The organism is Salinibacterium sp. G-O1, from assembly GCF_030063305.1.
In the GTDB taxonomy this organism is placed as follows: Bacteria; Actinomycetota; Actinomycetes; order Actinomycetales; family Microbacteriaceae; genus Rhodoglobus.
This window is the reverse complement of the sequence record NZ_JASISV010000004.1, coordinates 81146-103168: the sequence shown is the minus strand read 5'-3', so window position 1 is coordinate 103168 and position 22023 is coordinate 81146. Positions and strand designations below refer to the sequence as shown.

The 22023-nt window shown below is 64.8% G+C and carries 18 protein-coding genes and 2 tRNA genes; 12 read left to right on the top strand and 8 right to left on the bottom strand.

What is annotated here, in order from left to right:
• Positions 1–45: 45 nt before the first annotated feature.
• Genes QMG83_RS13865 through QMG83_RS13855 form a run of 3 tightly spaced genes read left to right on the top strand, consistent with a single transcriptional unit; the run spans position 46 to position 3691 of the window.
• A complete protein-coding gene (locus tag QMG83_RS13865) occupies positions 46–534 on the top strand; it encodes a substrate-binding domain-containing protein (RefSeq protein WP_283506004.1) in 489 nt (162 codons plus the stop codon).
• Positions 531–2870 carry a beta-glucosidase gene (locus tag QMG83_RS13860; protein WP_283506003.1) on the top strand — a complete coding sequence of 780 codons (2340 nt, stop codon included), beginning with the start codon at positions 531–533 and terminating at the stop codon, positions 2868–2870. The genes QMG83_RS13865 and QMG83_RS13860 overlap by 4 nt, the downstream gene beginning before the upstream one ends.
• Positions 2867–3691, top strand: coding sequence for an ABC transporter ATP-binding protein (locus QMG83_RS13855; RefSeq protein ID WP_283506002.1), 825 nt, complete (start codon positions 2867–2869; stop codon positions 3689–3691). Before QMG83_RS13860 ends, QMG83_RS13855 begins: the two co-directional genes overlap by 4 nt.
• 85 nt (positions 3692–3776) lie before the next feature.
• Here the strand turns inward: QMG83_RS13855 and QMG83_RS13850 are convergent.
• From QMG83_RS13850 to serS, 5 genes are all read right to left on the bottom strand, one after another.
• A tRNA-Ser gene (locus QMG83_RS13850) sits at positions 3777–3865 on the bottom strand.
• Between the two features lie 49 nt (positions 3866–3914).
• Positions 3915–5198, bottom strand: a complete 1284-nt coding sequence (locus QMG83_RS13845; RefSeq protein WP_283506001.1) for an LCP family protein — start codon at positions 5196–5198, stop codon at positions 3915–3917.
• 183 nt (positions 5199–5381) lie between these two features.
• Positions 5382–5466, bottom strand: a tRNA-Ser gene (locus tag QMG83_RS13840).
• Positions 5467–5531: 65 nt separating this feature from the next.
• Complete coding sequence (locus QMG83_RS13835; protein ID WP_283506000.1) at positions 5532–6341, bottom strand: HAD family hydrolase; 810 nt, start codon at positions 6339–6341, stop codon at positions 5532–5534.
• The gene (gene serS, locus QMG83_RS13830; RefSeq protein ID WP_283505999.1) at positions 6338–7603 is read right to left on the bottom strand and encodes a serine--tRNA ligase; all 1266 of its coding nucleotides are present in this window, start codon (positions 7601–7603) and stop codon (positions 6338–6340) included. The genes QMG83_RS13835 and serS overlap by 4 nt, the downstream gene beginning before the upstream one ends.
• Before the next feature lie 39 nt (positions 7604–7642).
• Here serS and QMG83_RS13825 point away from each other — a divergent pair, with 39 nt between their 5' ends.
• Positions 7643–8626 (top strand): diacylglycerol/lipid kinase family protein, encoded by a 984-nt coding sequence (locus QMG83_RS13825; RefSeq protein ID WP_283505998.1) that lies wholly within the window; start codon positions 7643–7645, stop codon positions 8624–8626.
• Between the two features lie 117 nt (positions 8627–8743).
• Complete coding sequence (locus QMG83_RS13820) at positions 8744–9622, top strand: DUF559 domain-containing protein (RefSeq protein WP_283505997.1); 879 nt, start codon at positions 8744–8746, stop codon at positions 9620–9622.
• A gap of 143 nt (positions 9623–9765) precedes the next feature.
• On the opposite strand, the gene pheA is transcribed toward QMG83_RS13820, so the two are convergent.
• The gene (gene pheA / locus QMG83_RS13815) at positions 9766–10719 is read right to left on the bottom strand and encodes a prephenate dehydratase (protein ID WP_283505996.1); all 954 of its coding nucleotides are present in this window, start codon (positions 10717–10719) and stop codon (positions 9766–9768) included.
• Between the two features lie 41 nt (positions 10720–10760).
• Here pheA and pgm point away from each other — a divergent pair, with 41 nt between their 5' ends.
• Positions 10761–12380: a phosphoglucomutase (alpha-D-glucose-1,6-bisphosphate-dependent) gene (pgm, locus tag QMG83_RS13810; RefSeq protein ID WP_283505995.1), complete on the top strand. Its 1620-nt coding sequence runs from the start codon at positions 10761–10763 to the stop codon at positions 12378–12380.
• Entirely contained in the window at positions 12377–12967 is a 591-nt protein-coding gene (locus tag QMG83_RS13805; protein ID WP_283505994.1) for a hypothetical protein, read from the top strand. The genes pgm and QMG83_RS13805 overlap by 4 nt, the downstream gene beginning before the upstream one ends.
• Here the strand turns inward: QMG83_RS13805 and QMG83_RS13800 are convergent.
• Together QMG83_RS13800 and QMG83_RS13795 are read right to left on the bottom strand one after the other, a co-directional pair.
• Complete coding sequence (locus tag QMG83_RS13800) at positions 12955–13821, bottom strand: M15 family metallopeptidase (protein ID WP_283505993.1); 867 nt, start codon at positions 13819–13821, stop codon at positions 12955–12957. The genes QMG83_RS13805 and QMG83_RS13800 overlap by 13 nt on opposite strands.
• Before the next feature lie 31 nt (positions 13822–13852).
• Entirely contained in the window at positions 13853–14758 is a 906-nt protein-coding gene (locus QMG83_RS13795) for an amidase domain-containing protein (RefSeq protein WP_283505992.1), read from the bottom strand.
• A gap of 309 nt (positions 14759–15067) precedes the next feature.
• Between QMG83_RS13795 and QMG83_RS13790 the strand changes: the two genes are divergently transcribed.
• The 5 genes from QMG83_RS13790 to QMG83_RS13770 all read left to right on the top strand — a co-directional run bounded on the left by QMG83_RS13790 (position 15068) and on the right by QMG83_RS13770 (position 22023).
• A complete protein-coding gene (locus QMG83_RS13790; RefSeq protein ID WP_283506229.1) occupies positions 15068–16786 on the top strand; it encodes an MDR family MFS transporter in 1719 nt (572 codons plus the stop codon).
• A 512-nt stretch (positions 16787–17298) separates the two neighbouring features.
• The gene (locus QMG83_RS13785) at positions 17299–18585 is read left to right on the top strand and encodes an ABC transporter substrate-binding protein (RefSeq protein ID WP_502949039.1); all 1287 of its coding nucleotides are present in this window, start codon (positions 17299–17301) and stop codon (positions 18583–18585) included.
• Between the two features lie 84 nt (positions 18586–18669).
• The gene (locus QMG83_RS13780) at positions 18670–19674 is read left to right on the top strand and encodes a carbohydrate ABC transporter permease (protein WP_283505990.1); all 1005 of its coding nucleotides are present in this window, start codon (positions 18670–18672) and stop codon (positions 19672–19674) included.
• Positions 19671–20594, top strand: a complete 924-nt coding sequence (locus QMG83_RS13775) for a carbohydrate ABC transporter permease (protein ID WP_283505989.1) — start codon at positions 19671–19673, stop codon at positions 20592–20594. The genes QMG83_RS13780 and QMG83_RS13775 overlap by 4 nt, the downstream gene beginning before the upstream one ends.
• 16 nt (positions 20595–20610) lie before the next feature.
• Complete coding sequence (locus QMG83_RS13770; protein WP_283505988.1) at positions 20611–22023, top strand: GH1 family beta-glucosidase; 1413 nt, start codon at positions 20611–20613, stop codon at positions 22021–22023.

Genomic DNA, 22023 nt, shown 5'->3' with positions numbered 1-22023 from the left:
CGGCATCGGGGCGTCAGCTCGAGCCGGGACAACGCTCTGAGGTCTATGTCTATTCGCGTTCCACGAGAGAATCTCGTCTCGTTTACGCGACAGATCACACCCTGCTCGAGGCACCAAACTGCCGAAGCGGCTGGCATATCCGTACCACCAGCATTTATCATGCACACAAGCTTCGATCACGACGCGGCCGAACGCGCTGCCAGTGTGCTGCTGAATCGCGAGGACCGCCCCACCGCCATCGTCGCATCGAGCGATGCGCAGGCAATGGGTGTGCTGGAAGCCGCCCGCCAACTAGGCATTCGCGTGCCTGAGCACCTGAGCCTTGTCGGATATGACGACACATACGTCGCGTCCTGGGCAAACCCCCCACTCACGAGTGTGTATCAGCCCTTGCAGGACATCGGCAGGGTCGCCCTCCGCACGATCCAGCAGCTGCATGCCGGCGATCAGCTCGACTCCCACCACATTGAACTCGCCACCCGGCTCATCGTCCGCGAATCGACGGCGCCGCCTTCAGACAGGAACCGACCGTGACCACACTTCCCCTCACCTCCATCCGCGCTGCAGCATGGCATGATGTGTCGCTATCCGACGAGCAGCGCGCAACCGCCGCGCTCTCGGAGATGACGCTGCAAGAGAAAGTCGCTCAGCTCGTCGGCTATTGGTTCGATAAGCGCGGCGCGGGCGAAGTCGTCGCGCCGATGCAGGACACACTCGGCGCCGCTCGACCGCCGTTCGATGAAGTCGCCCCCTTCGGCCTCGGCCATTTCACACGGGTAATCGGCACGGAGCCTGGGACGGTGTCCGAGGTCACGGAACGGCTGAGCGAGAAACAGCAGATGGTCGTCGATGCCTCACGACTCGGCATCCCCGCCATTGCACATGAGGAGTGTCTAACCGGCGTCAATTCGTTGGGCGCAACCGTTTATCCCGCGCCGCTCGCATGGGGCGCGACGTTTGACCCCACCCTCGCCAGGAGGGTCGGCGAGGCAATCGGGGCGGACCTTCGGGCCCTCGGTGTGCATCAAGGGCTTTCACCGGTTTTGGATGTCGTTCGGGACTACCGTTGGGGCCGCGTCGAGGAGACGATCGGCGAAGACCCTGTACTCGTCGCTGCTGTCGGTTGCGCATACACGAGCGGTCTCGAGGCCAGTGGCCTGATCGCAACGTTGAAACACTTCGTGGGGTACTCCGCATCCGTGTCTGGGCGCAACCACGCACCGGTCGCGGCGGGTCCGCGTGACATGGCGGATGTGATGTTGGTTCCGTTTGAGTTGGCTGTGCGCGAAAGCGGCGTGCGCTCGGTGATGAACTCGTACAGCGATATCGATGGCGTACCGGTTGCCGCCGACCGAGCGTTGCTCACCGAACTTCTTCGCGACGAATGGGGTTTCACCGGAACGGTCGTCTCCGACTACTGGGCTATCGCCTTCCTGGCCACAGCTCATGGTGTTGCCCCGGACGCAGCGGCGGCGGGCGCACTGTCACTCGCCGCCGGCATGGATGTTGAGCTGCCCAACGGTATGTGTTTCCCACCACTCGTCGACGCGGTGCGCGCTGGCCAGATCGATGAAGCGCTGATCGATCGCGCGGTTCATCGCGTGCTTGTGCAAAAGTCTCAGCTCGGGCTGCTGGACGAGAATCCCGGAACAGGCGGTCGCGTAGTAGACCTCGACTCGTCAGAAAACCGTTCCCTCGCTCGCGCCGTGGCCGAAGCATCCATCGTGTTGCTACGCAACGATGAAGAACTATTGCCACTCTCTCCTAACTTCTCTGGACGCGTTGCAGTGCTCGGCCCCATGGCCTCCGAACCGCGCTCGCTTCTTGGTTGCTATTCCTATCCCGTACACGTGCTACCGCGATACCCGGAATTTGGACTCGGCATTGCTGTGCCCTCGTTTCTCGAGGCGTTCCGCTCGGAGTTCCCCCACGCGATCGTGACTCACGAGACGGGGGCAAGCTTTCTGGGGGCAGAGACGGGCAACCTCGAACGAGCGGTCGAACTAGCCAGAGACGCCGATCTGGTCGTTCTGACCGTGGGCGATCTGCCCGGGATGTTCGGCCGCGGCACCTCTGGCGAGGGGTGCGACGCAGCCGACCTCACACTGCCGGGCTCCCAGTCTGAACTCGTCAATGCCGTGCTCGACACCGGAACTTCCGTCATCCTGGTGACCAACAGCGGGCGACCATACGCATTCACGTACGGCGACCGGATACTCACTGCAGTGCAGACATTCATCCCAGGCGAAGAGGGCGCGGGCGCCCTCGCCGGGGTCCTCAGTGGACGAGTCAATCCCGGCGGGAAACTTCCCGTACAGATCCCACACACCTCGGGTGGTGGACAGCATCTTTATCTCGGGGCACCTCTCACCCGCACGATCGACAAGATCTCAAACCAGTCCACGTCACCGGTGTTCGCGTTCGGCCACGGACTCAGTTACACGACGTTCACGCTTTCGCCGGCCGCCCTTGCTGACGACTCGATCGATGTCGACGGGACGACCACGCTTTCGGTCGACGTGATAAATACTGGTGCCGTCGGCGGATCTGAAACAGTGCAGGTCTATCTCTCCGATCCGGTGGCCAGCGTGGCTCGTCCCGTGCAAAAGCTCGTGGGTTTCGCACGCGTCACTCTCGAGCCAGGCGAATCGGCGCAGGTATCGTTCACGATCAGCCCCGATCTCAGCGCGTACACGGGCATCGACTTGCGGCGTATCGTCGATCCCGGCGAGCTCGTTCTTAGCGTCGGCACCTCGAGCCGCAACCTAATCTGTGCGTTACCGCTAACGGTCACCGGTGAGTCGCGGCCTTCCGGACATAATCGAATGATCATCTCGCCCGTTGCCGTAAATGGAGTGTCGCTTGCGTGAGTAATAGCCCTCCAGACTCCGCGGTCGTAGAGCTGCGCAGCGTGTCGTTCCGACGCGGCGACCGCACAATTCTCGACGCAGTCGACCTCTCTGTGCGTGCTGGCGAGCACTGGGCGCTTATCGGGCCCAACGGCGCTGGGAAGAGCACCGTTCTCGGCTTCGCCGGCGCCCTGACTCACCCGTCCTCCGGTTCCGTTCATGTCCTGGGCCAACGCCTCGGCCGGGTCGAGTTACAGGCGCTCCGCCGTTCCATCGGACACGTCAACCCCCGTCACCCGCTGGGGTCGCCTCTCACCATCCGGGAGGTGGTCCTCACCGGCTTGACTGGCTCCATCGAACTCCAACCACGCTGGGAACCCTCCTCCAAGCAAGTGCGACTCGCGCGAGAGCTCATCGACCAGATCGGGCTGACAGGCAAAGACGAGGACCGGTGGCCGACGCTTTCTCAAGGAGAGCGCGGCAGGGCCCTGATCGCGCGCGCGCTGATCGCAGAACCAGACCTTCTCCTCCTCGACGAACCCACCACCGGACTCGACGTCGCTGCACGCGAACAACTCCTGGAAACAATCGATGCGCTGGATCACGACTTCCCGCGACTTGCCTCGATCATCGTTACCCATCACCTCGAGGAGCTTCCGTCCACCACGTCTCATGCCGCGCTGATCGCGGAAGGCCGGATCGTCGAGACAGGTCTGGCGGAACAGGTCTTGACCACCGAGAACGTTTCCGCAGCGTTCAAGTACCCCATCCGCGTCGGACAGCACGATGGCCGATGGTTCGCGCTGCCAGGCCGTCAATACGCCGTCGTGCGGGGTGGCTAGGGAATCCCCTGACGCGACGGGCACGCTCAAACCCGGAAAAGCAAAAAGGCCCTGAAATTCAGGACCTTTCGCGTGTGTCACAGAGCGGAGACGGAGGGATTTGAACCCTCGGTACCCGTTAGGGTACTCCACCTTAGCAGGGTGGTGCACTAGGCCGAACTATGCGACGTCTCCAGTGTTCGTCAGCAATCATAGCCAATACCGGGCGCATGCCCGAATCGGCTCAATACGTGTTCGTGACGGTGCAGGTGTATTGGTCGGCCCGCTGCCCCGGCACATCCACCACGGGGGCTTCCTCAGTGGCCGTGCCTGGATCGACCGGCGCCTCGGTCGACACTGGCGCATTGGGGTCTACCGTCGAACCGCGATCGTCACCGACGGAGGCGAGGTTGAACGGCTGGTCGTTGCGGATGTACTCCATCATCGGATCGGCCAGGTAGTCGTTGGGCTTGACCTTGCCCGCGTAGATGCCCTCCGTGGCGCCGGTGGTTCCGGGATACTGCACGAAGGTGACCTTTTCCAGCGGCACATTCTTCAGGGCGAGAGCAATCGAAACCATGGTGTTGGCACTGTTGAGGCTCGACGAGACCGTCAGGTTGCTGAGCGCGGCGTTGGCGAGAGCGTAGACCTTAGAGAAGTCGCTGAGCGTCTCCTGGCTCTTCAACTTCCTCACGAGAGACGAGAGGTACACCTGCTGCGAGCTGATGCGTGTCAGGTCGCTGCCGTCACCCACTGACGCGCGGGAGCGCAGGAAGGCCAAGGCATCGACACCGCCGAGGTTGTAGGTTCCCGCCTCGGGGAGGTTCATGCCGGTCTCAGAGTCGATCATGGGACCGTCGACGCAGATATCCACCCCGCCGATAGCATCCGCCATATTGATGACGCCAGTGAAGGTAATAAGGCCTGCGTACTGAACGGGCAGCCCGGTCAGCTCGGTCACTGTCTGCGCCACGCAGCCAAGGCCGCCATAGGACAGTGCGACGTTGATCGGTTCGCTCGAATATGGCTTGGTGTAGCCGTCGCTGTCGGTGCAGTCGGGGATGCGCACAACCATGTCACGCGGGAAGCTGATGGCCACCGCGTTCGTCTGGTCTTGCGACACGTGAAGCAACATCGTGACGTCGTTCAGTTCACCGCTGTCGTCTTCGACTGTGCCGCCGATTCCGCCCTGACCTGCACGGGTGTCGCTTCCGGCGATCAGTACGTTGAAGCCGCCCTCGATGGCGCCCACTTCAGGAAGGGCAGCGCCGTCGCCCTGTGTGCTCGGGATATCCACCACGGTTGCCTTGGACGTGAGGCTCGTAACGGCGAGCGCTCCGATGGAGACGCCACTGACGAGAACGACCGCGAGCACGGCGGCGAGGAGCTTAAAAACCGTCGAAACCGGGCTGGACTTGGGGAGGCGCCCGTGGCGAGCGATGCCCGGGAGGGTGGCTGCGGCGCTGCGCGTGCGCAGCTCAGAGCGCGAGCGCGAGCGCACATCCGACCTCGGAGTCAATTCACTCATGACCAAACCCTTTCGTCAGCCCATGGACGGGCACGATCACGCGGCATGGAACGTAGATGGGAACCATGTGCGAACGATTCCGAAGGGACAGTCGAATCGATGCCCCCCAGCTTCGCGGCGCGATCAAAGCCGCGTGACGGGCACCACGATATCAAAAGTAACCTGTGAATAGGGTAAATCTTGCGGAGGGCGCGAGATTCGAACTCGCGAGACATTTCTGCCCACCAGTTTTCAAGACTGGCTCCATCGGCCGCTCGGACAGCCCTCCTGGTACAACTTCAGAGTTTAGCCGACAGATGGCCCGCCCTCGCCAACCACCACCATTCGGCCGGTCTAGAACGCGTCGAGGAGCGCCGCCACACCGTTGTCGATGTCGCTGGCCGTGCGTTCGTTACCGGCGATGATCACGTCGTCCGGGGCCTGGCCCATGGTGACTCCACGGCCCTCAACCGACGCCCACTCGAGCATGTCGATGTCATTACGACCGTCACCGACCGCCATCACGCGGGAGCGCGGAATATCGAGCAAGCGGCGCACGCGCTCCAAGGCCGTTGCCTTGTTGACCCCATCGGGGGCGATGTCGAGCCAAGCGGTCCAGCCGACGTTGTAGCTGACCTTGTGGAGCCCCATCTTCTCCACCACGGTGAGAAAGTCTTCGACCTTGTGACCCGGAGAGATGACGACAACCCGGGTGGCGCGCACGGTCAGCAGCTCGTCGAACGGCACCTTCTCGCTGGCGGCGCCGAGGGCCCCGTCAGGAAAATGTCCCGTGAACTTGTAGAACCCGTCCTCGTCCTCGACCGCGTAATTCGCAGCCTCGAGGTTGGAGCGGACGGTCGTCAGAACGTCGCTCGGATCGAAAGTTTCGACGTGGCACTGCGTGTATCCCGAGGGTGCGTCAGCGTCGCGGCGCAGGGTGATCGCCCCGTTGGAGCACACCACGTACTCGGGTGCAATTGACAACCTGCCCAGGATGGGCAGCGTCATGGCCACGGAGCGACCCGTCGCGAGCATGACCTCGTGGCCCGCATCCCGAACCTTTGCCACAGCATCGGTCACGGGCTCGTTGATGATGCCATCTTCGAGCAACACAGTGCCGTCGATGTCGAGGGCGATGAGCCAGCGTTCGTTGGTGGAGCTCATGCGATCGGCTCGAAGATCTCGAGGCCGCCGAGGTACCCGCGCAGGGCATCCGGAACCACCACCGAACCGTCGGCCTGCTGGTGGGTCTCGAGGATGGCGACGAGCCAGCGGGTGGTCGCAAGAGTGCCGTTGAGAGTCGCGACCGGAGCGGTCTTGCCCGATTCTGTGCGGTGACGAATGTCGAGGCGCCTCGCCTGATATGTCGTGCAGTTACTCGTGCTGGTGAGCTCACGGTACGCGCCCTGGGTCGGCACCCAGGCCTCGACATCGAACTTGCGCGCTGCGCTGGAACCGAGATCGCCAGCCGCTACGTCGATGACCCGATAGCTGAGGCCGCATGCCTGCAGCATCGACTCCTGATAGGCGAGAAGCCGCTCGTGCTCGGCCTCGGCCTCATCCGGAAGCACGTAGCTGAACATCTCCAGCTTGTTGAACTGGTGCACGCGCAGGATGCCACGGTTGTCGCGGCCAGCGGAGCCGGCCTCGCGGCGATAACAGGTCGACCAGCCCGCATAGCGGAGGGGCCCGCCCGAGAGGTCGAGGATCTCGTCCGAGTGGTAGCCGGCGAGCGCCACCTCACTCGTTCCCGTCAGGTAGAGGTCGTCGGCGGGCAGGTAGTAGATCTCGTCGGCGTGCTCGCCGAGGAATCCGGTGCCCGCCATGATCTCGGGTCGAACCAGCGTTGGCGTGATGAGAGGCACGAAGCCCTCGGTGATCGCCTTGTCGAGCGCCATGTTCATGAGCGCAAGCTCGAGTCGCGCACCGACGCCCTTGAGGAAGTAGAACCGGCTGCCAGACACCTTCACTCCGCGGGCGATGTCGATCGCTCCGAGCAGTTCGCCGAGGTCGGCATGGTCACGAGGCTCGAAGTCGAAGGTCGCGGGCGTGCCCACCTCGCGAACGAGGTTCCAATCCTCCTCGCCGCCGCCGGGAACACCGTCGATCGTGACGTTGCCGATGGCTCCGACGAATTTGACGAACTCGGCTTCGGCCTCGACCGACTTCTGCTGCGCGTCTTTCACCTGGGCGGCGAGCGCCTGAGCCTGCAGCACAAGGGCTCTCTTGGCATCCTTCGGCGCAGTCGCCACGGTGCGCCCGAACGCGTTCTGTTCCGCGCGGAGCTTCTCGAACTGCTGAATGGTGGTTCTGCGATTCGCGTCGGCCGCAATCGCATCATCGACGAGGGTCACAGATGAGCCTCGCAACTGTTGCGAGTGTCGAATGGAGTCCGGATTTTCGCGAAGAAGCTGGGGGTCAATCACCTGTATAGCCTACCCAGCCCGTGCCGTAGCGTTGCAGGAGTGAACAATGCCCTCCGCAAGCGCAAAAAGCGGGCTGCGGTGGTCTTCAATCCCATCAAGGTCGACATCAGGAAGCTGAGAGCCTCCGTCGACGCGGCCGAAGAGGCTCACGGCTGGGCGAAGACAGCGTGGTTCGAGACGTCGCTTCAGGATGCCGGCCAGGGTGCCACAGCCAGCGCCATCCGGCGGGGCGCGAGCGTTGTGCTTGCCGCCGGCGGCGACGGTACTGTCCGCGCTGTCGCCGAGGGCCTTCGCGGCTCGGGGATCGCTCTCGCGCTGCTTCCCTCCGGAACCGGCAACCTGCTGGCGCGAAACCTCGAGCTGCCCCTGTCGGATCTTGGCGCGAGTGTGGCGACTGCCTTCGGCGGCGAAGACCGCGTGATCGACGTCGGGATGGCGAGAATTGTGCGCGACGATGGCCACTCGGAGGAACACGCGTTTATGGTCATGGCGGGGCTCGGCCTCGACGCGAAGATGATCAAAAACACCAGCACCGCGCTGAAGAAGGCCGTTGGCTGGCTGGCCTACGTCGACGGAATCGCGCGCTCATTGCCCGAACTGAAGCCGGTGAAGCTCACGTATCGGATCGACGACGACCCCGAGAAATCCATCAAGGCGCACTCGATCATGATCGGCAATTGCGGCCTGCTGCCGGGCGGTCTGCTGCTCATGCCGGAGGCGAAACCCGACGACGGCATCCTCGACGTCGCCGCCCTGCGCCCCCGGGGACCTTTTGGCTGGGCGATGGTCTGGCGCAAGATCGCGTGGGAAAACGGCGTGCTGCGAAAGTCTGCCATCGGCCGAAAAATCATCGACCTGTCGGTGGACGTGCGGGATGTGACCTACGTCACGGGCAAGTCCCTGCAGATGACGGTGGAGACTCCGCAGGAGTTCCAGCTCGACGGCGACGAGTTTGGCGAGGCCAAGAGCGTGCACGCGTGGGTCGACCACCGCGCCCTCACGGTTCGCGTGCCCGCGGCCTGAGCGCCGAGACCTCCACTTCTGCTGTCTCCACGAGCGTCCAGGCCACAAAAGTGGAGGTCTCGATTGCGGTGTGGATGATTCGGCCGACAGTGTCGCTCGATGCGGGATCATCGGCCGATGCATCCTGCGCCGCTTCCTCCCCACCTCGCTGGGCGGCCGTTCGCCGTCGCCGGATCGGGACTGTCGCCGGCACGCCTCCGCGCGAGCGATCTCGACCGCACGGTGTGGGGTATTCGGCGCGGCGGCCCCTCGACCCTGCTTGACCGGTGCGCGATGTTCGCCGTCCGGCTCGCTCCCGAGCTGTATTTCAGCCATGCCACGGCTGCCCTGATCCTCGGCGCCCCGTTGCCGCTGGCGCTCGAGCACCGACCTGAGCTGGATGTCTCGGCACCACATCCGAGCCGCGCGCCCCACGCTGCGGGGATTCTCGGCCATCGGACCGTTATCGCGCCCGCCGACATCACCTCGCGGGGAGCGGTCAGGCATACGACCGCCGCGCGCACGTGGATCGACCTCAGCACCCAGCTGGCGCTCGAGGACCTCGTTGCCGTCGGCGACTATTTCATCCATTGGCGTACTCCACTGTGCTCACTGGAGGATCTGCGTGAGCGCACCCTCCAGCGGCGGGGCTGCCGCGGTTTTCGCACCGCAACCCAGGCCGTCGACCTGCTGGACGCTCGCGCCGAGTCGCGGCAGGAGTCGCACCTCCGGGTCATCCTGACGCTCGCCGGCATCCGGGATTTCGCGGTCAATTACGTCGTCGTCTCCACCGAAACCGGGCGCAATGTGCGGCTGGATCTCGCGTTCCCCGAAAAAAAGGTGGTGCTGGAGTACCAGGGCGACTACCACCGGACGGCGCGTCAATGGCGCAAGGACATGACCCGACGCTCGCAGCTCGAAGCCGCCGGTTGGTACGTGATGGAGATAAACGTGGACGACCTCCGGAACCCGACCGAGCTGGTCGCCCGCATCCAGCGGGTGCTCTCGGGGCGGTGAGCATCGAGACCTCCACTTCTGCTGCCTGCACGCTGCTGGACCCAGCAGAAGTGGAGGTCTCGGCGGAGGTGGTGGGAGCGCGGCGGCGCGGCGCGGCGGCAGGAGCGGCGGCGGCGCGGCGGGAGTGCGGCGGCGCGGCGCGGCTACTCCCCCGCGATGAGCCCGCGCAGCCAGTCCCGGGCGTCCACGAAGGCGTCGTTGTCGTAGCGCGGGCTGACCTGGATCGGCATCTTGTCTGCGCGAGGGTAGCTGCCGAGGAACGTGACACGGGGGCTGAATCGCTTGAGCCCGAGCAGGGCATCCGCGACCCTCTCATCGAGGATGTGACCGTCGAGGTCGATGACGAACCTGTAGCGGCCGAGGGCGTCGCCGATGGGGCGCGACTCCAGCAGGCTCATGTTCACGCCGCGGGTGGCGAACTGCTCGAGCATGTCGAGGAGGCGGCCGGCCGTGTCATCCGGAAGCTCCGCGATGATCGAGGTCTTGTCGCTGCCGGTCGGCTCCGGAAGCTCGGCGATGCGCGACACCAGCACGAACCGGGTGACCGCGTTCGGGTTGTCGCCGATCCCCTCGGCGAGCACGACCAGGTCGTGATGGTCGGTGATGCCGGGAGGCGCCACCGCCGCGTCGGCGAGGTCATTCTGCAGCAGGGATGCCGCGGCGGCGACGTTCGAGGTGGACGGGATGTGCCCGTGGCTCGGAAGGTTGGCATCGAGCCAGAGGTGCGTCTGGGCGTAGGCGACAGGATGCGCGTTGACCACCTTCACGTCGGCGAGCGCCGTTCCCGGCCGGGCGACGAGCACGAAATTGACGGGCACGAGATATTCGCCGATGATCCGCAGGTGCGGGATGCTCGCCAGGGCGTCCTGCGTGGCACTCACGCCACCCTCGATGGAGTTCTCCATCGCGATCATGGCGGCCACGGAACGCCCGGTGACCACGTCGTCCAGCGCCTCGCCCACGTTGTTCACGGAGTGCCACGACTTACCGACGGCGGCGGGCACCTGTTTGAGCGCCGCCTCGGTAAAGGTGCCTGCCGGGCCCAGGTAGCTGTACGTCTCCGGGGCGGCAGTCATGGGGTTGGCACTATCTGGCATGAACATGAGTGTATCGGCGGGGCGAGTGCCAGACTGAGGGCATGAATGATCGCGCAGGCACCGCCGCCCAGCCATCCGACCTCATCAACGTGCACGATCTGGTGCAGGCCTATTTCAAACTTGTTCCGGATGTCTCGATCCCCGAGCAGCGCGTCGTGTTCGGCACGAGCGGGCATCGCGGCTCGTCGCTCGACACCGCGTTCAACGAGGTGCACATCGCCGCCATCACCCAGGCGATCGTCGAGTACCGCGCGTCGCAGGGGACCACGGGGCCGCTGTTTGTCGGCCGCGACACCCACGGCCTCTCGCGACCTGCAGAGACGACGGCGCTTGAGGTGCTCGAGGCGAACGGTGTCCGGGCCCTCGTCGACGAGTTCGACGACTACGTACCCACTCCCGCCCTCAGCCACGCGATCATCAAGTACAACGCTGAGGGTCACGGCGACCTGGCCGACGGCATCATCATCACGCCGAGCCACAACCCACCCCGCGATGGCGGCTTCAAGTACAACCCCCCGCACGGCGGGCCAGCAGACAGCGACGCGACAGGCTGGATTGCCGATCGCGCGAACGCGATCATCGCCGAGGGCAGCCACGATGTGAAGCGCGCCGAGCCGAGTGCGGTGGAGACCTACGACTTCCGCGGCAACTACGTCGACGACCTCGAAAACATCATCGACGTCGACGCCATCCGTGGGGCTGGCATTCGCATCGGGGCAGACCCGCTCGGTGGCGCCAGCGTGAACTACTGGAAGGCGATCGCCGAGAAGTACGACCTGAACCTGACGGTCGTGAACCCGCTGGTCGATCCGGCCTGGTCGTTCATGACACTCGACTGGGATGGCAAGATCCGCATGGATCCGTCGTCCAAATCGGCCATGGCCTCCGTCGTCGCCCGACGCAACGAGTACGACATCCTCACCGGCAACGACGCAGACGCCGACCGCCACGGCATCGTCACCCCCGATGGCGGCCTGATGAATCCCAACCACTACCTGGCCGTGGCCATCCGGTACCTGTACACCCACCGCGACGGCTGGCGTCAGGATGCCGCGATCGGCAAGACCCTCGTCTCGAGCTCCATGATCGACAGGGTGGCCGCGTCGCTCGGCCGTGAGCTGTGGGAGGTCCCGGTCGGCTTCAAGTGGTTCGTTACCGGCCTCATCGACGGCTCGGTGGGGTTCGGCGGCGAGGAGAGCGCCGGCGCGAGCTTCCTGCGCAAAGACGGCACGGCCTGGACGACCGACAAAGACGGCATCCTGCTGGCGCTGCTCGCGAGCGAGATCCTCGCGGTGACGGGCAAGACTCCGTCGCAGCTCTACGCGGAGCTGGTCGAAGAGTTCGGCGACCCCGCCTATGAGCGAGTGGATGCCGCGGCATCCAAGGAGCAGAAGGCCAGGCTCGGCAAGCTGAGTGGTGCCGCGATCACGGCCACCGAGCTCGCTGGCGACCCGATCACGGCCAGACTTTCGGAAGCACCGGGCAACGGCGCAGCGGTCGGCGGCGTGAAGGTGACGACCGAGTTCGCCTGGTTCGCCGCCCGCCCGAGCGGCACCGAGGACGTGTACAAGATCTACGCGGAATCGTTCAAGGGCCCAGAGCACCTCCTGCAGGTGCAGGCCGAGGCGAAGTCGATCGTGGATACAGCACTCGCGGGATGAGTCGCCGCACCCTGGTGCTGCTCGTCGCACTGCCCGCGGTGGCGTGCGCCTTCGTGGGCCTCACCCACCCCGGGCACCTCACGGCGGCGAGCGCGGAACACTGGCGCAACATGCACCTCATCCTGATTCCGATCTTTCCGCTGATCGGCCTCGCGCGCTGGCTGATCGCGCGCAAGGCCGGCGTGTGGTGGGCTCGGATTGCGGCGCTGTTCGGCTACGGTTTCGCCATCTTCTACACGGCCCTCGACATCCTCGCCGGGGTCGCGGGCGGTGCGCTGGTGCTCGCCGGCCACTCCGACGTCACCGGCTCGGTTTTCGCGATCGCTCGCGCTCTGGGCAGCATCGGCGTGGTGAGCCTGGTCGCCGGATGCGTCGTCGCCGGAGCTGCGGCGTTCCGCGTCGCGGGTGTCGTGGCGCTGCCGGGCGCGATCCTCGCCTCGGTTGGGGCGATCCTCGTGCAGCAGGGCCACATCTATCCTGGTCTCGGCACGGTGGCGATGGTCCTCCTCGCGGCAGGCTTCGCGCTCATGGCCGTGGCCGTGACGCGGTCAGCGGTGCGGAGCAGTGCCGTCGCTCAGCCGGCGTAATCGGGGGCAGGCGGAAGGCCGAAGAACTCCTCGAGGGTCTGCACACCGGTGTTGCGCAGTTCGGTGGCGAGCTCGACTCCGACGTAGCGCATGTGCCACGGCTCGTATTCGTAGCCGGTGACGTCGGTCTTGGTGTTCGGGTACCGCACCACGAACCCAAATCGCCAGGCTTCGGAGGCCAGCCACTGGCCCTGCGGGGTGTCCCCAAGGCACTGCTCAAGAGTGCAATAGGCGGGCCGGGCGCTGACGTCGATTGACAGCCCGGTCTGGTGCTCCGAATGGCCGGGCCGAGCGCTGGTCAGGTCGGCGCCCGCCTGTCCGAGACTCGACACCCATCCCGCATAGACCCGCTGCTGGCTGTAGTAGCTGCGATACGCGCTCTGCGACTGCATTTGCAGCCCCCCGCTCTCGGCGGTGAAGGCCGCAAACATCGCGACCACGGCATCCGATGCAACCTGGCGCATGAACGGCTGGTTGGCGTAGGCGACGGGCACCTCGACGAGGTCTGGGGGCTCCCAGTCGACCGGGTTGAGCGGACGCAACTTGTCGGCGACCACCCAGTAGCTGTTCGGGTCGTCGATGGATTGCGCGGTCGAGTCGAACGTCGGAGTCGGAGTCGGAGTCGGGGTGGGCGTCGGAGTCGGCGTCGGCGTCGGCGTCGGCGTCGGGGTGGCGGATGCCGTGGGCCTGGCCGTCGCCACCGGGGTCGGCGGCGCGGGCTGCAGTGCCACGAAGGTGACCACGCCAACGATCACTGCGAGCAGTGCTGCAACGCCCGCGATCACCGCGCCGACGACTTTTTTGCGCCGGCGATCCATCGCTCTCGAGGAGCTTCGGCTGTCGGATTCGGTCACGAACCGATCCTAGGCGGCCACGGTCAGCTCGCTAAGGAATGCTCCAGAAGTGTCCGGTCGCGCCGGGGTGGTCAACCGTGATGGTCTCGTCAAGGTCGCGGTAGTTCGTGTCGAGGTTGTGACCGACCATCTCGATCTTGATCACTCCATCCACTGTCGTCACCGAGGAGACAACCTGAATGTGGTCGAGGTAGTCGTTGTCATTCCAGTCGAAGACGGCGAGGTCGCCGACCTTCACCTGCGACCGCTCGTCCAGGGTCAACACAGTGGCACCGAGTTGGGGGTTCGCCGTGAGCCAGTTCTCGAAGCTCGGTACGTATCCCCACGCACCGCTCCAGTCGGCTCCCGCGTCGTAGTTGTACCAGTCGTCAGTCATGGTCCAGCCGCGCTCCAGCAGGGATTGGCTCGCGAAATTGGCGCAGTCTCCGCCAACCGAGTTCAGATCGCCGAAGTCGGCAACGTTGTAGTCGTCCCAGTGCGCCATGAGGTACTGCATCTGGCGATCCACCGCGGTGGAGGCTTCGTAGGTGTACTCGAGGGTGGTCGCAGACGGTACCGCCGTGGAATCCGCGATGACTTCGACGGCAACGGTGGCCGCCTGATAGTCGGTGCTCGCCGGCACTGTCACGGTAAGGCTTCCACTGTCCAGCACGGTGACGGCGGCCGCTGGCACGCCGCCGAACGTTACATCCGATACGGCGTCCAGCGCAGTGCCGGCGATGACGATCGATTCTCCGCCGGAGAGAGATCCTGCCAAGGCACTGACCGAGCTGATTCCAGGCACCGCGGCGACTGCTGCGGAGACCTCTTCCGGCTGGTCCGATGACGGGGATGATGCCAGGGGCGACAGGATAACCACGAGCGCAGTCACGCCGGCCACGACGCCGAGCACGGCGGCAGAGAGGCCCAAACGTCGAGCGGCGTATGGGGAAGTCATGGTGCCATGGTGCCACGGTGCCGTCGGGGGCCATCCCGAAATCGGCTCTCCCGAGGGCCACTCATGGCAGATCCATAAGTTGTCGCGGTCTCGATTTCCGACTTGCGAGAATCATGCATCAGGTATAACTTTGCAGTCTGCGCAATTATTCTGGAGAGATCGTGGAGCGTGTGTGCGCCGCGGATCCTCCGTTTACTCTCCCCGCAGCTTCTGACTGTCTGCACGACTACACCTGAACGAGGATCAATGACACGCGTCGAATCAAAGGGCAAACAGCAGGCCCGAGCCATAGCGGACGCTGGCGGAGTGATGACCCACCGGCAGATCCTGTTCGTCATCTTCGGCCTCATGGCGGGGATGTTCCTGTCTGCGCTCGACCAGACAATCGTCGGCACCTCCATGCGTACCATCGCCGACGACCTCGACGGGCTGGCACTGCAGGCCTGGGTCACCACCGCGTACCTGATCACCTCGACGATCGCCACGCCGATCTACGGCAAGCTCAGCGACATCTTCGGCCGCCGGCCGCTGTTCATCATCGCCATCGTCATCTTCCTCATCGGTTCGGTTGCTGCGGGCTTTGCTGACTCGATGTACCAGCTCGCCATCTTCCGCGCCCTTCAGGGACTCGGCGCCGGTGGACTCATGGCGCTCCCGTTGGCCATCATGGGTGACATCCTCGCTCCGCGTGAACGCGCCAAATACCAGGGGTACTTCCTCGCCGTCTTCGGAATCTCCAGTGTCATCGGCCCGCTCATCGGTGGCCTGCTGGCTGGCACCCCCGAAATCCTCTTCGTCACGGGATGGCGATGGGTGTTCCTCATCAACCTTCCCATCGGGCTCGTCGCGCTGGCGATCGTCATGCGTTTCCTGCACATCCCGCACACCCGTCACGCGGTGCGCATCGACTGGTGGGGCGCCGCGACCGTCGTCATCGCGCTGGTTCCGCTGCTGCTCGTCGCCGAGAAGGGCCGCGAGTGGGGCTGGGACTCCACCCCCGCCATCCTGAGCTATGTCATCGGTGGACTCGGTATCGCCGCGTTCATCCTGAGCGAGAAACTCATGGGCGACGACGCGCTGATCCCGCTCAAACTGTTCAAGAACGCGACCTTCCGCATGGCCACCATCATCGGTGTGCTGGTCGGTTTCGGTATGTTCGGCGCGATGATGACCATCCCGCTGTATCTGCAGCTTGTCGAGGGCGCGACCCCCACCGAGAGCGGCTTCCTGATGCTGCCGATGATCCTGGGACTCATGATCTCGTCGATCGTGAGCGGCCAGCTGATCGCGCGCACCGGAAAGTACGGAATGTTCCCGAAGACCGGCACCGCGTTCATGGTGATCGGGTTCTTCTGGCTCACCTTCCTCACCGCTGACAAGCCACTCATCTGGATCATGATCGGCATGTTCTTCATCGGTCTCGGCCTCGGCCAGCTCATGCAGACGCTGACCATCGCGTCACAGAATGCCGTCGGCCCGCGCGATATCGGTGTGGCGACAAGCTCGTCGACCTTCTTCCGCCAGATCGGTGGAACGCTGGGTGTGGCCGTGCTGTTCTCGGTGCTGTTCTCACGCATCCCTGAGACGATCGCCGCCGCCTTCTCGAGCAAGTCGGTGCAGGATGGGATCGCCGCAGCGACGGCCGATCCGGAGGTGCTGAGCGACAGCTCGAACACGCAAATCCTCGGGCTGCTCCAGGATCCGAGCGGCCTCGGAAGCGCACTCGACGGTGACACGTCCTTCCTCAACGGCTCGGACCCGCGGCTCGCGGCCCCGTTCCTCGAGGGGTTCAGCAATGCGACAGTGACCATCTACTGGGTTGCGTTGATTGTGGTCGTTGTGGCGTTCATCCTGAGCTTCTTCCTCAAGGCGACCCCGCTGCGCGCGAAGTCGGCCCTGCAGGAGAACGCGGACAACGAGGCAGCCCTGCTCGCCCAGAACGCCGCGGACACGGCCGGCGCGCTGGTGACACCGGGCGCTGCTGCCGACGTGGATGCTCCCGACGCACCGGACAAGCCCGCCAACTAGAGAGTCCCGAAGCGGATCCGGCTCAGCCCCACGGGCGGGCCGGATCCGTTTTTCGTTGCCCGCCGGCCGCGCTCCGGCACTCAGCGCCGCGCTCCCTTTCCCCCCCAAATGAAGGAGATTTCGGCGGGCAGGGGCATCCTGCCGCGTAATCACCCCGCGAAACTGCATTTCTCCTTCATTTGGGCGGAGGGGACGGGCGGACGGGACGCGGTGGGCGGAGGGAGCGAGCGGATGCACCGCGCGCGGGGGTGGCTGCCGGCATCCTGCGCAGAAATCTTTTCGAGACGGATGTCGCGGAGGGAACCCGCGCAATGGCGGGCGTCCTGGGCGGCGCAAGCGCTTGCGACAGGGCCCGCCGCGTGAGAGCGCTCCCAAACAGTTCTTGACACCCGGCTTACGGCCTGTTTACTCTGAGCTTCAGCCCGTGAGAGCGCTCCCATCGCAGTCGATGAGGCGCTCGGACATCCCGGGCCCATCCAGCACATCCGTAGAACCCACCCACGCACAAAGGAGTGACCGTGAGAACATCACGACGCACAATTGCCGCAGTAGTCGCCGGCGCAGCAGCCATCACACTCGTAGCCACCGGCTGCGCATCATCCGGTGACGGCGCTGCTGCCGATCCCAACGAGAAGATCACCCTCACACTCGCGACCTTCAACGACTTCGGATATTCGGACGAGATGCTCGCCCAGTACACCGAGACTCACCCGAACATCACGATCGTTCACAACAAGGCGGCGACCTCCAACGACGCACGCGACAACTTCTTCACGAAGCTCGGCGCGGGTTCGGGTCTCGCCGACGTCGAGGCCATCGAGGTCGACTGGCTCGCCGAGATCATGCAGTACTCGGACAAGCTCACCGACCTGTCGAGCCCCGAGGTCGACGGGCGCTGGGTCGAATGGAAGACCGCCTCCGCGACTGACCCCGACGGTCGTCTTGTCGGCTACGGCACCGACATCGGCCCCGAGGCCGTGTGCTACCGCGCCGACCTGCTGAAGGCGGCCGGGCTGCCAAGCGAGCCCGCCGAGGTTGCCGCCCTTCTCGATGGCGACTGGGACAACTACTACTCGGTCGGCCAGCAGTACGTGGATGCCACGGGCAACCCGTGGTTCGACTCGGCGGGCGCCACATACCAGGGCGTCATCAACCAGGTGGAGAACGCCTACGAGGAGAATGACGGAACCGTCATCGCCACCGAAAACCCCGAGGTGGAGGAAGCCTTCACGTCGGTGCTCGAGGCGAGCAGCACCCTCTCGGCACACCTCGGCCAGTGGAGCGATGACTGGAGCGCTGGACTCGCGAACGGCTCGTTCGCCACAATGCTCTGCCCAGGTTGGATGCTCGGCGTCATCTCCGGCAACGCACCGGAGATCGCTGACTGGAACATCGCCAACGTCTTCCCCGGCGGCGGCGGAAACTGGGGCGGCTCGTACCTGACCGTTCCGGCGCAGGGCAAGCACCCCAAGGAAGCTCAGGAGTTCGCAGCATGGCTGACCGCCCCTGAGCAGCAGCTGCAGGCGTTCACGGCCGCGGGAACCTTCCCGAGCCAGGTCGCGACCTACAGCGATCCCGCCCTGCTGGAGTCCACCGACGAGTTCTTCAACAACGCACCTGTCGGCCAGATCTTCTCCGACCGTTCAGAGGCCATCACCGTCACGCCCTTCAAGAGCGTGAAGTACTTCCCCATCAACGACGCGCTGCAGAAGTCACTCACGAGGGTCGACGTAGACAAGTCCCAGTCGATCTCCGACTCGTGGGCCCAGTTCGTCGCCGATGTGAAGGCGCTCGGCTAGCCACAGGACCAGGGCCGCGCGGTTCCACCACGGCCGCGCGGCCCATCCTGAATCTGCACCACCAAGCGCAACGGAATCGACATCATGACCACCGCACTCGACGATGAGCGCCGCATCAGGCGGATCGCGTTCTCCCAGAAGCTCTCGCACTGGGACGTGAAAATCTCCCCCTACCTCTACGTCTCGCCCTTCTTCATCCTCTTCGCCATCACGGGCCTGTTCCCGCTGCTTTACACGGCGTTTGTGTCAGTGCACGAATGGCACCTGATCGGCGGCCAGGGCGACTTCGTCGGCCTCGACAATTTCGCGTTCGTGCTGCAGCAGCCCCAGTTCTGGATAGCGCTGCGCAACACCTTCAGCATCTTCCTGTTCTCGATGGTTCCGCAGGTGGCGTTCGCCCTCCTCATCGCGGCCGTGCTCAACGAGAACCTTCGCGCAAAAACCTTCTGGCGCATGGGCGTGCTACTGCCGTACATCGTCGCGCCGGTCGCCGTCACCCTCATCTTCAGCAACATGTTTGGCGACCAGTACGGCCTCGTGAACAACATGCTCGGCCAGCTGGGCATCCCGCCCGTGCAGTGGCACTCGCAGGAGCTGCCGAGTCATCTCGCCATCGCCACCATGGTCAACTTCCGCTGGACCGGCTACACCGCCCTGATCCTGCTCGCGGGGATGCAGGCGATCCCCCGCGACCTGTACGAAGCGGCATCAATCGATGGAGCCTCAAAGCCCCGCCAGTTCTTCTCCATCACGATCCCGCAGCTTCGCCCGACCCTCATCTTCGTGATCGTCACCTCGACCATCGGCGGCCTGCAGATCTTCGACGAGCCTCGCCTCTACGACCAGTACGGCCAGGGCGGCGCCAACAGCCAGTGGATGACCATCACCATCTATCTCTACAACCTCGGCTGGGGCCAGCTGAACTTCGGTCGGGCTTCCGCCGTCGCCTGGCTGCTGTTCCTGATCATCGTGCTCATCGGGCTGCTGAACCTTGCCATCACCAGGAGGATCGCGGCCTCCAGCGACATCACCGCCGCGGCGCGGACGACGAAGCCGGCACAACCTCGCAGGCAGAAGGTAACGGTATGACCGCCCAGCTCACTCCCGACCGCGTGGAGAACCACGTTGGATCCGCTCCGTTCGAACGCGACCGCGCGATTCGTCGCCGCCCGAACCGGCTCGCCAACCGCCAGCGCCCCGGCTTCCTGACCTACGGGTTTCTCGCGGCCGTCATCCTCGGATCCGTGTTCCCGCTGTACTGGTCGTTCCTGATCGGGAGCGGCGACGCCTCCACCATCACTAAGCAGGACATTGTGTGGTGGCCGGGCGGCAACTTCCTCGTCAACGCGGCCTCGGTGCTCGAGAACCAGAGCGTCAACTTCTGGCGCGCCATCGGCAACAGCATCATCGTGTCGACGGTGGTTGCGGCCAGCGTCGTGTTCTTCTCGACCCTGTCTGGCTACGCGTTCGCGAAACTGCGCTTCCGCGGCAAGACCGGCATGCTGGTGTTCGTCATCGCGACCATGGCCGTGCCGACCCAGCTGGGCATCGTCCCGCTGTTCATCGTGATGTCGCAGTTGCAGCTCGCTGGCACGCTGTCGGCGGTCATCCTGCCCGCCATCGTGTCGGCCTTCGGTGTGTTCTGGATGACGCAATACTTCAGCCAGGCGCTGCCGTACGAACTGATCGAGGCGGCACGGGTGGATGGGGCATCCATGATCCGCACCTTCTGGCACATCGCCCTGCCGGCGGCGAGGCCCGCGGCTGCGATGCTCGGGTTGTTCATCTTCATCTCGACGTGGACGAACTTCTTCTGGCCGTTCATCGTGCTCGACCGGCAGAACCCCACCCTGCCGGTGGCCCTCGCGCTGCTCCAGAGCAACTACTTCGTGGACTACTCGGTGGTGCTCGCCGGCGTGATCCTGTCGACGATCCCGCTGCTGATCCTGTTTATTGTGGCCGGCCGGCAGCTCGTCTCCGGCATTATGCAAGGCGCCGTAAAGGGCTGATGAAAGAATGAGTTTTATGCCCGACGCCACCTCCCCCCGATCGTTCCCGCCCACCTTTTTCTTCGGTGCGGCCACGGCCGCGTTCCAGATCGAGGGCGCCGCACACGAGGATGGGCGCACCGATTCCATCTGGGACGCCTTTTGTCGGGTGCCCGGCGCGGTCGTGAATGCCGACAACGGTGACGTTGCGTGCGACCACTACCATCGCTATCGCGACGATGTCTCGATGATGAAAGACCTCGGGCTCGAGGCGTACAGGTTCTCGACGTCGTGGTCGCGGGTGCAGCCAGACGGCGGTGCGTTCAACCCGAAGGGTCTCGATTTCTACTCGCGACTCGTCGACGAGCTCCTCGATAAAGGGATCGCCCCGTGGCTGACGCTGTATCACTGGGATCTTCCGCAGGCCCTTCAGGAGCTCGGAGGCTGGGCGAACCGCGATACGGCGTTCCGATTCCGGGACTACGCGCTGGGGGTGCACGACGCCCTCGGCGACCGGGTCACCTCGTGGACCACCCTCAACGAACCGTGGTGCGCGTCATTCCTGAGCTACATCGGCGGGGAGCACGCGCCCGGCATCCAGGATCCGGCGACCGGACTCGCTGCGGGCCACCACCTGCTGCTCGCGCACGGGCTGACGGTGAAAGACCTCGCCGCGCGTGACGACAGCCTGCAGCTCGGCATCACGCTGAACCTCACGGTGGCGGACGCCGTCGACCCCACCGACGCTGGCGATCTCGATGCCGCACGCCGCATCGACGGCCAGTTCAACAGGTTCTTCCTCGATCCGATCTTCCGCGGGTCGTACCCGGCCGACGTGATGCAGGATGTCGCACACCTCGGTTTCGAGCAGCACGTGCAGCCCGGCGATCTCGAGATCATCAGCTCACCCATCCACTCGCTCGGAGTGAACTACTACCACGGCGACGCCGTCAGCTCGCGGCCCACCGACGCCGCGATGACGACGGCAGCGCCCTCCGTGCGGCCGAAGCGCTCGCCGTTCCCGGCCGCCGACGACGTGTACTGGCACCTGCGTGACCTCCCGACGACCGGCATGGGCTGGGAGGTGCAGCCCGAGGGGCTCACCCGACTGCTGAAGCGGGTGCACGACGAGTACACAGGACCGGCAGGCATCGCCCTCGCCGTCACCGAAAACGGAGCGGCCTACGACGACGAGCTGGTCGACGGCGCGGTGCACGACACCGAGCGGGTCAGCTTCCTGGAAGCTCACCTGCGGGCCATTCTGGACGCGATCGACGACGGCGTGCCCGTGACCGGATACTTCTATTGGTCGCTGATGGACAACTTCGAGTGGGCGTGGGGTTACGACAAGCGGTTTGGCATCGTTCGGGTCGACTATGAGACGCAGGAGCGCACGCCGAAAGACAGCGCAATCGCTTACACCCGCGTGATCTCGGGCCGTTCACTCTGA

Bases quoted from the DNA above. Each gene is read 5' to 3' on its own strand.
- QMG83_RS13795 (WP_283505992.1), bottom strand. From the start codon at position 14,758: ATGACTTCCCCATACGCCGCTCGACGTTTGGGCCTCTCTGCCGCCGTG.
- QMG83_RS13775 (WP_283505989.1), top strand. From the start codon at position 19,671: ATGACCGCCCAGCTCACTCCCGACCGCGTGGAGAACCACGTTGGATCC.
- QMG83_RS13770 (WP_283505988.1), top strand. From the start codon at position 20,611: ATGCCCGACGCCACCTCCCCCCGATCGTTCCCGCCCACCTTTTTCTTC.
- QMG83_RS13805 (WP_283505994.1), top strand. From the start codon at position 12,377: ATGAGTCGCCGCACCCTGGTGCTGCTCGTCGCACTGCCCGCGGTGGCG.
- QMG83_RS13820 (WP_283505997.1), top strand. From the start codon at position 8,744: ATGCATCCTGCGCCGCTTCCTCCCCACCTCGCTGGGCGGCCGTTCGCC.
- QMG83_RS13790 (WP_283506229.1), top strand. From the start codon at position 15,068: ATGACCCACCGGCAGATCCTGTTCGTCATCTTCGGCCTCATGGCGGGG.
- QMG83_RS13845 (WP_283506001.1), bottom strand. From the start codon at position 5,198: ATGAGTGAATTGACTCCGAGGTCGGATGTGCGCTCGCGCTCGCGCTCT.
- QMG83_RS13865 (WP_283506004.1), top strand. From the start codon at position 46: ATGTCTATTCGCGTTCCACGAGAGAATCTCGTCTCGTTTACGCGACAG.
- QMG83_RS13780 (WP_283505990.1), top strand. From the start codon at position 18,670: ATGACCACCGCACTCGACGATGAGCGCCGCATCAGGCGGATCGCGTTC.
- pheA (WP_283505996.1), bottom strand. From the start codon at position 10,719: ATGCCAGATAGTGCCAACCCCATGACTGCCGCCCCGGAGACGTACAGC.
- pgm (WP_283505995.1), top strand. From the start codon at position 10,761: ATGAATGATCGCGCAGGCACCGCCGCCCAGCCATCCGACCTCATCAAC.
- QMG83_RS13835 (WP_283506000.1), bottom strand. From the start codon at position 6,341: ATGAGCTCCACCAACGAACGCTGGCTCATCGCCCTCGACATCGACGGC.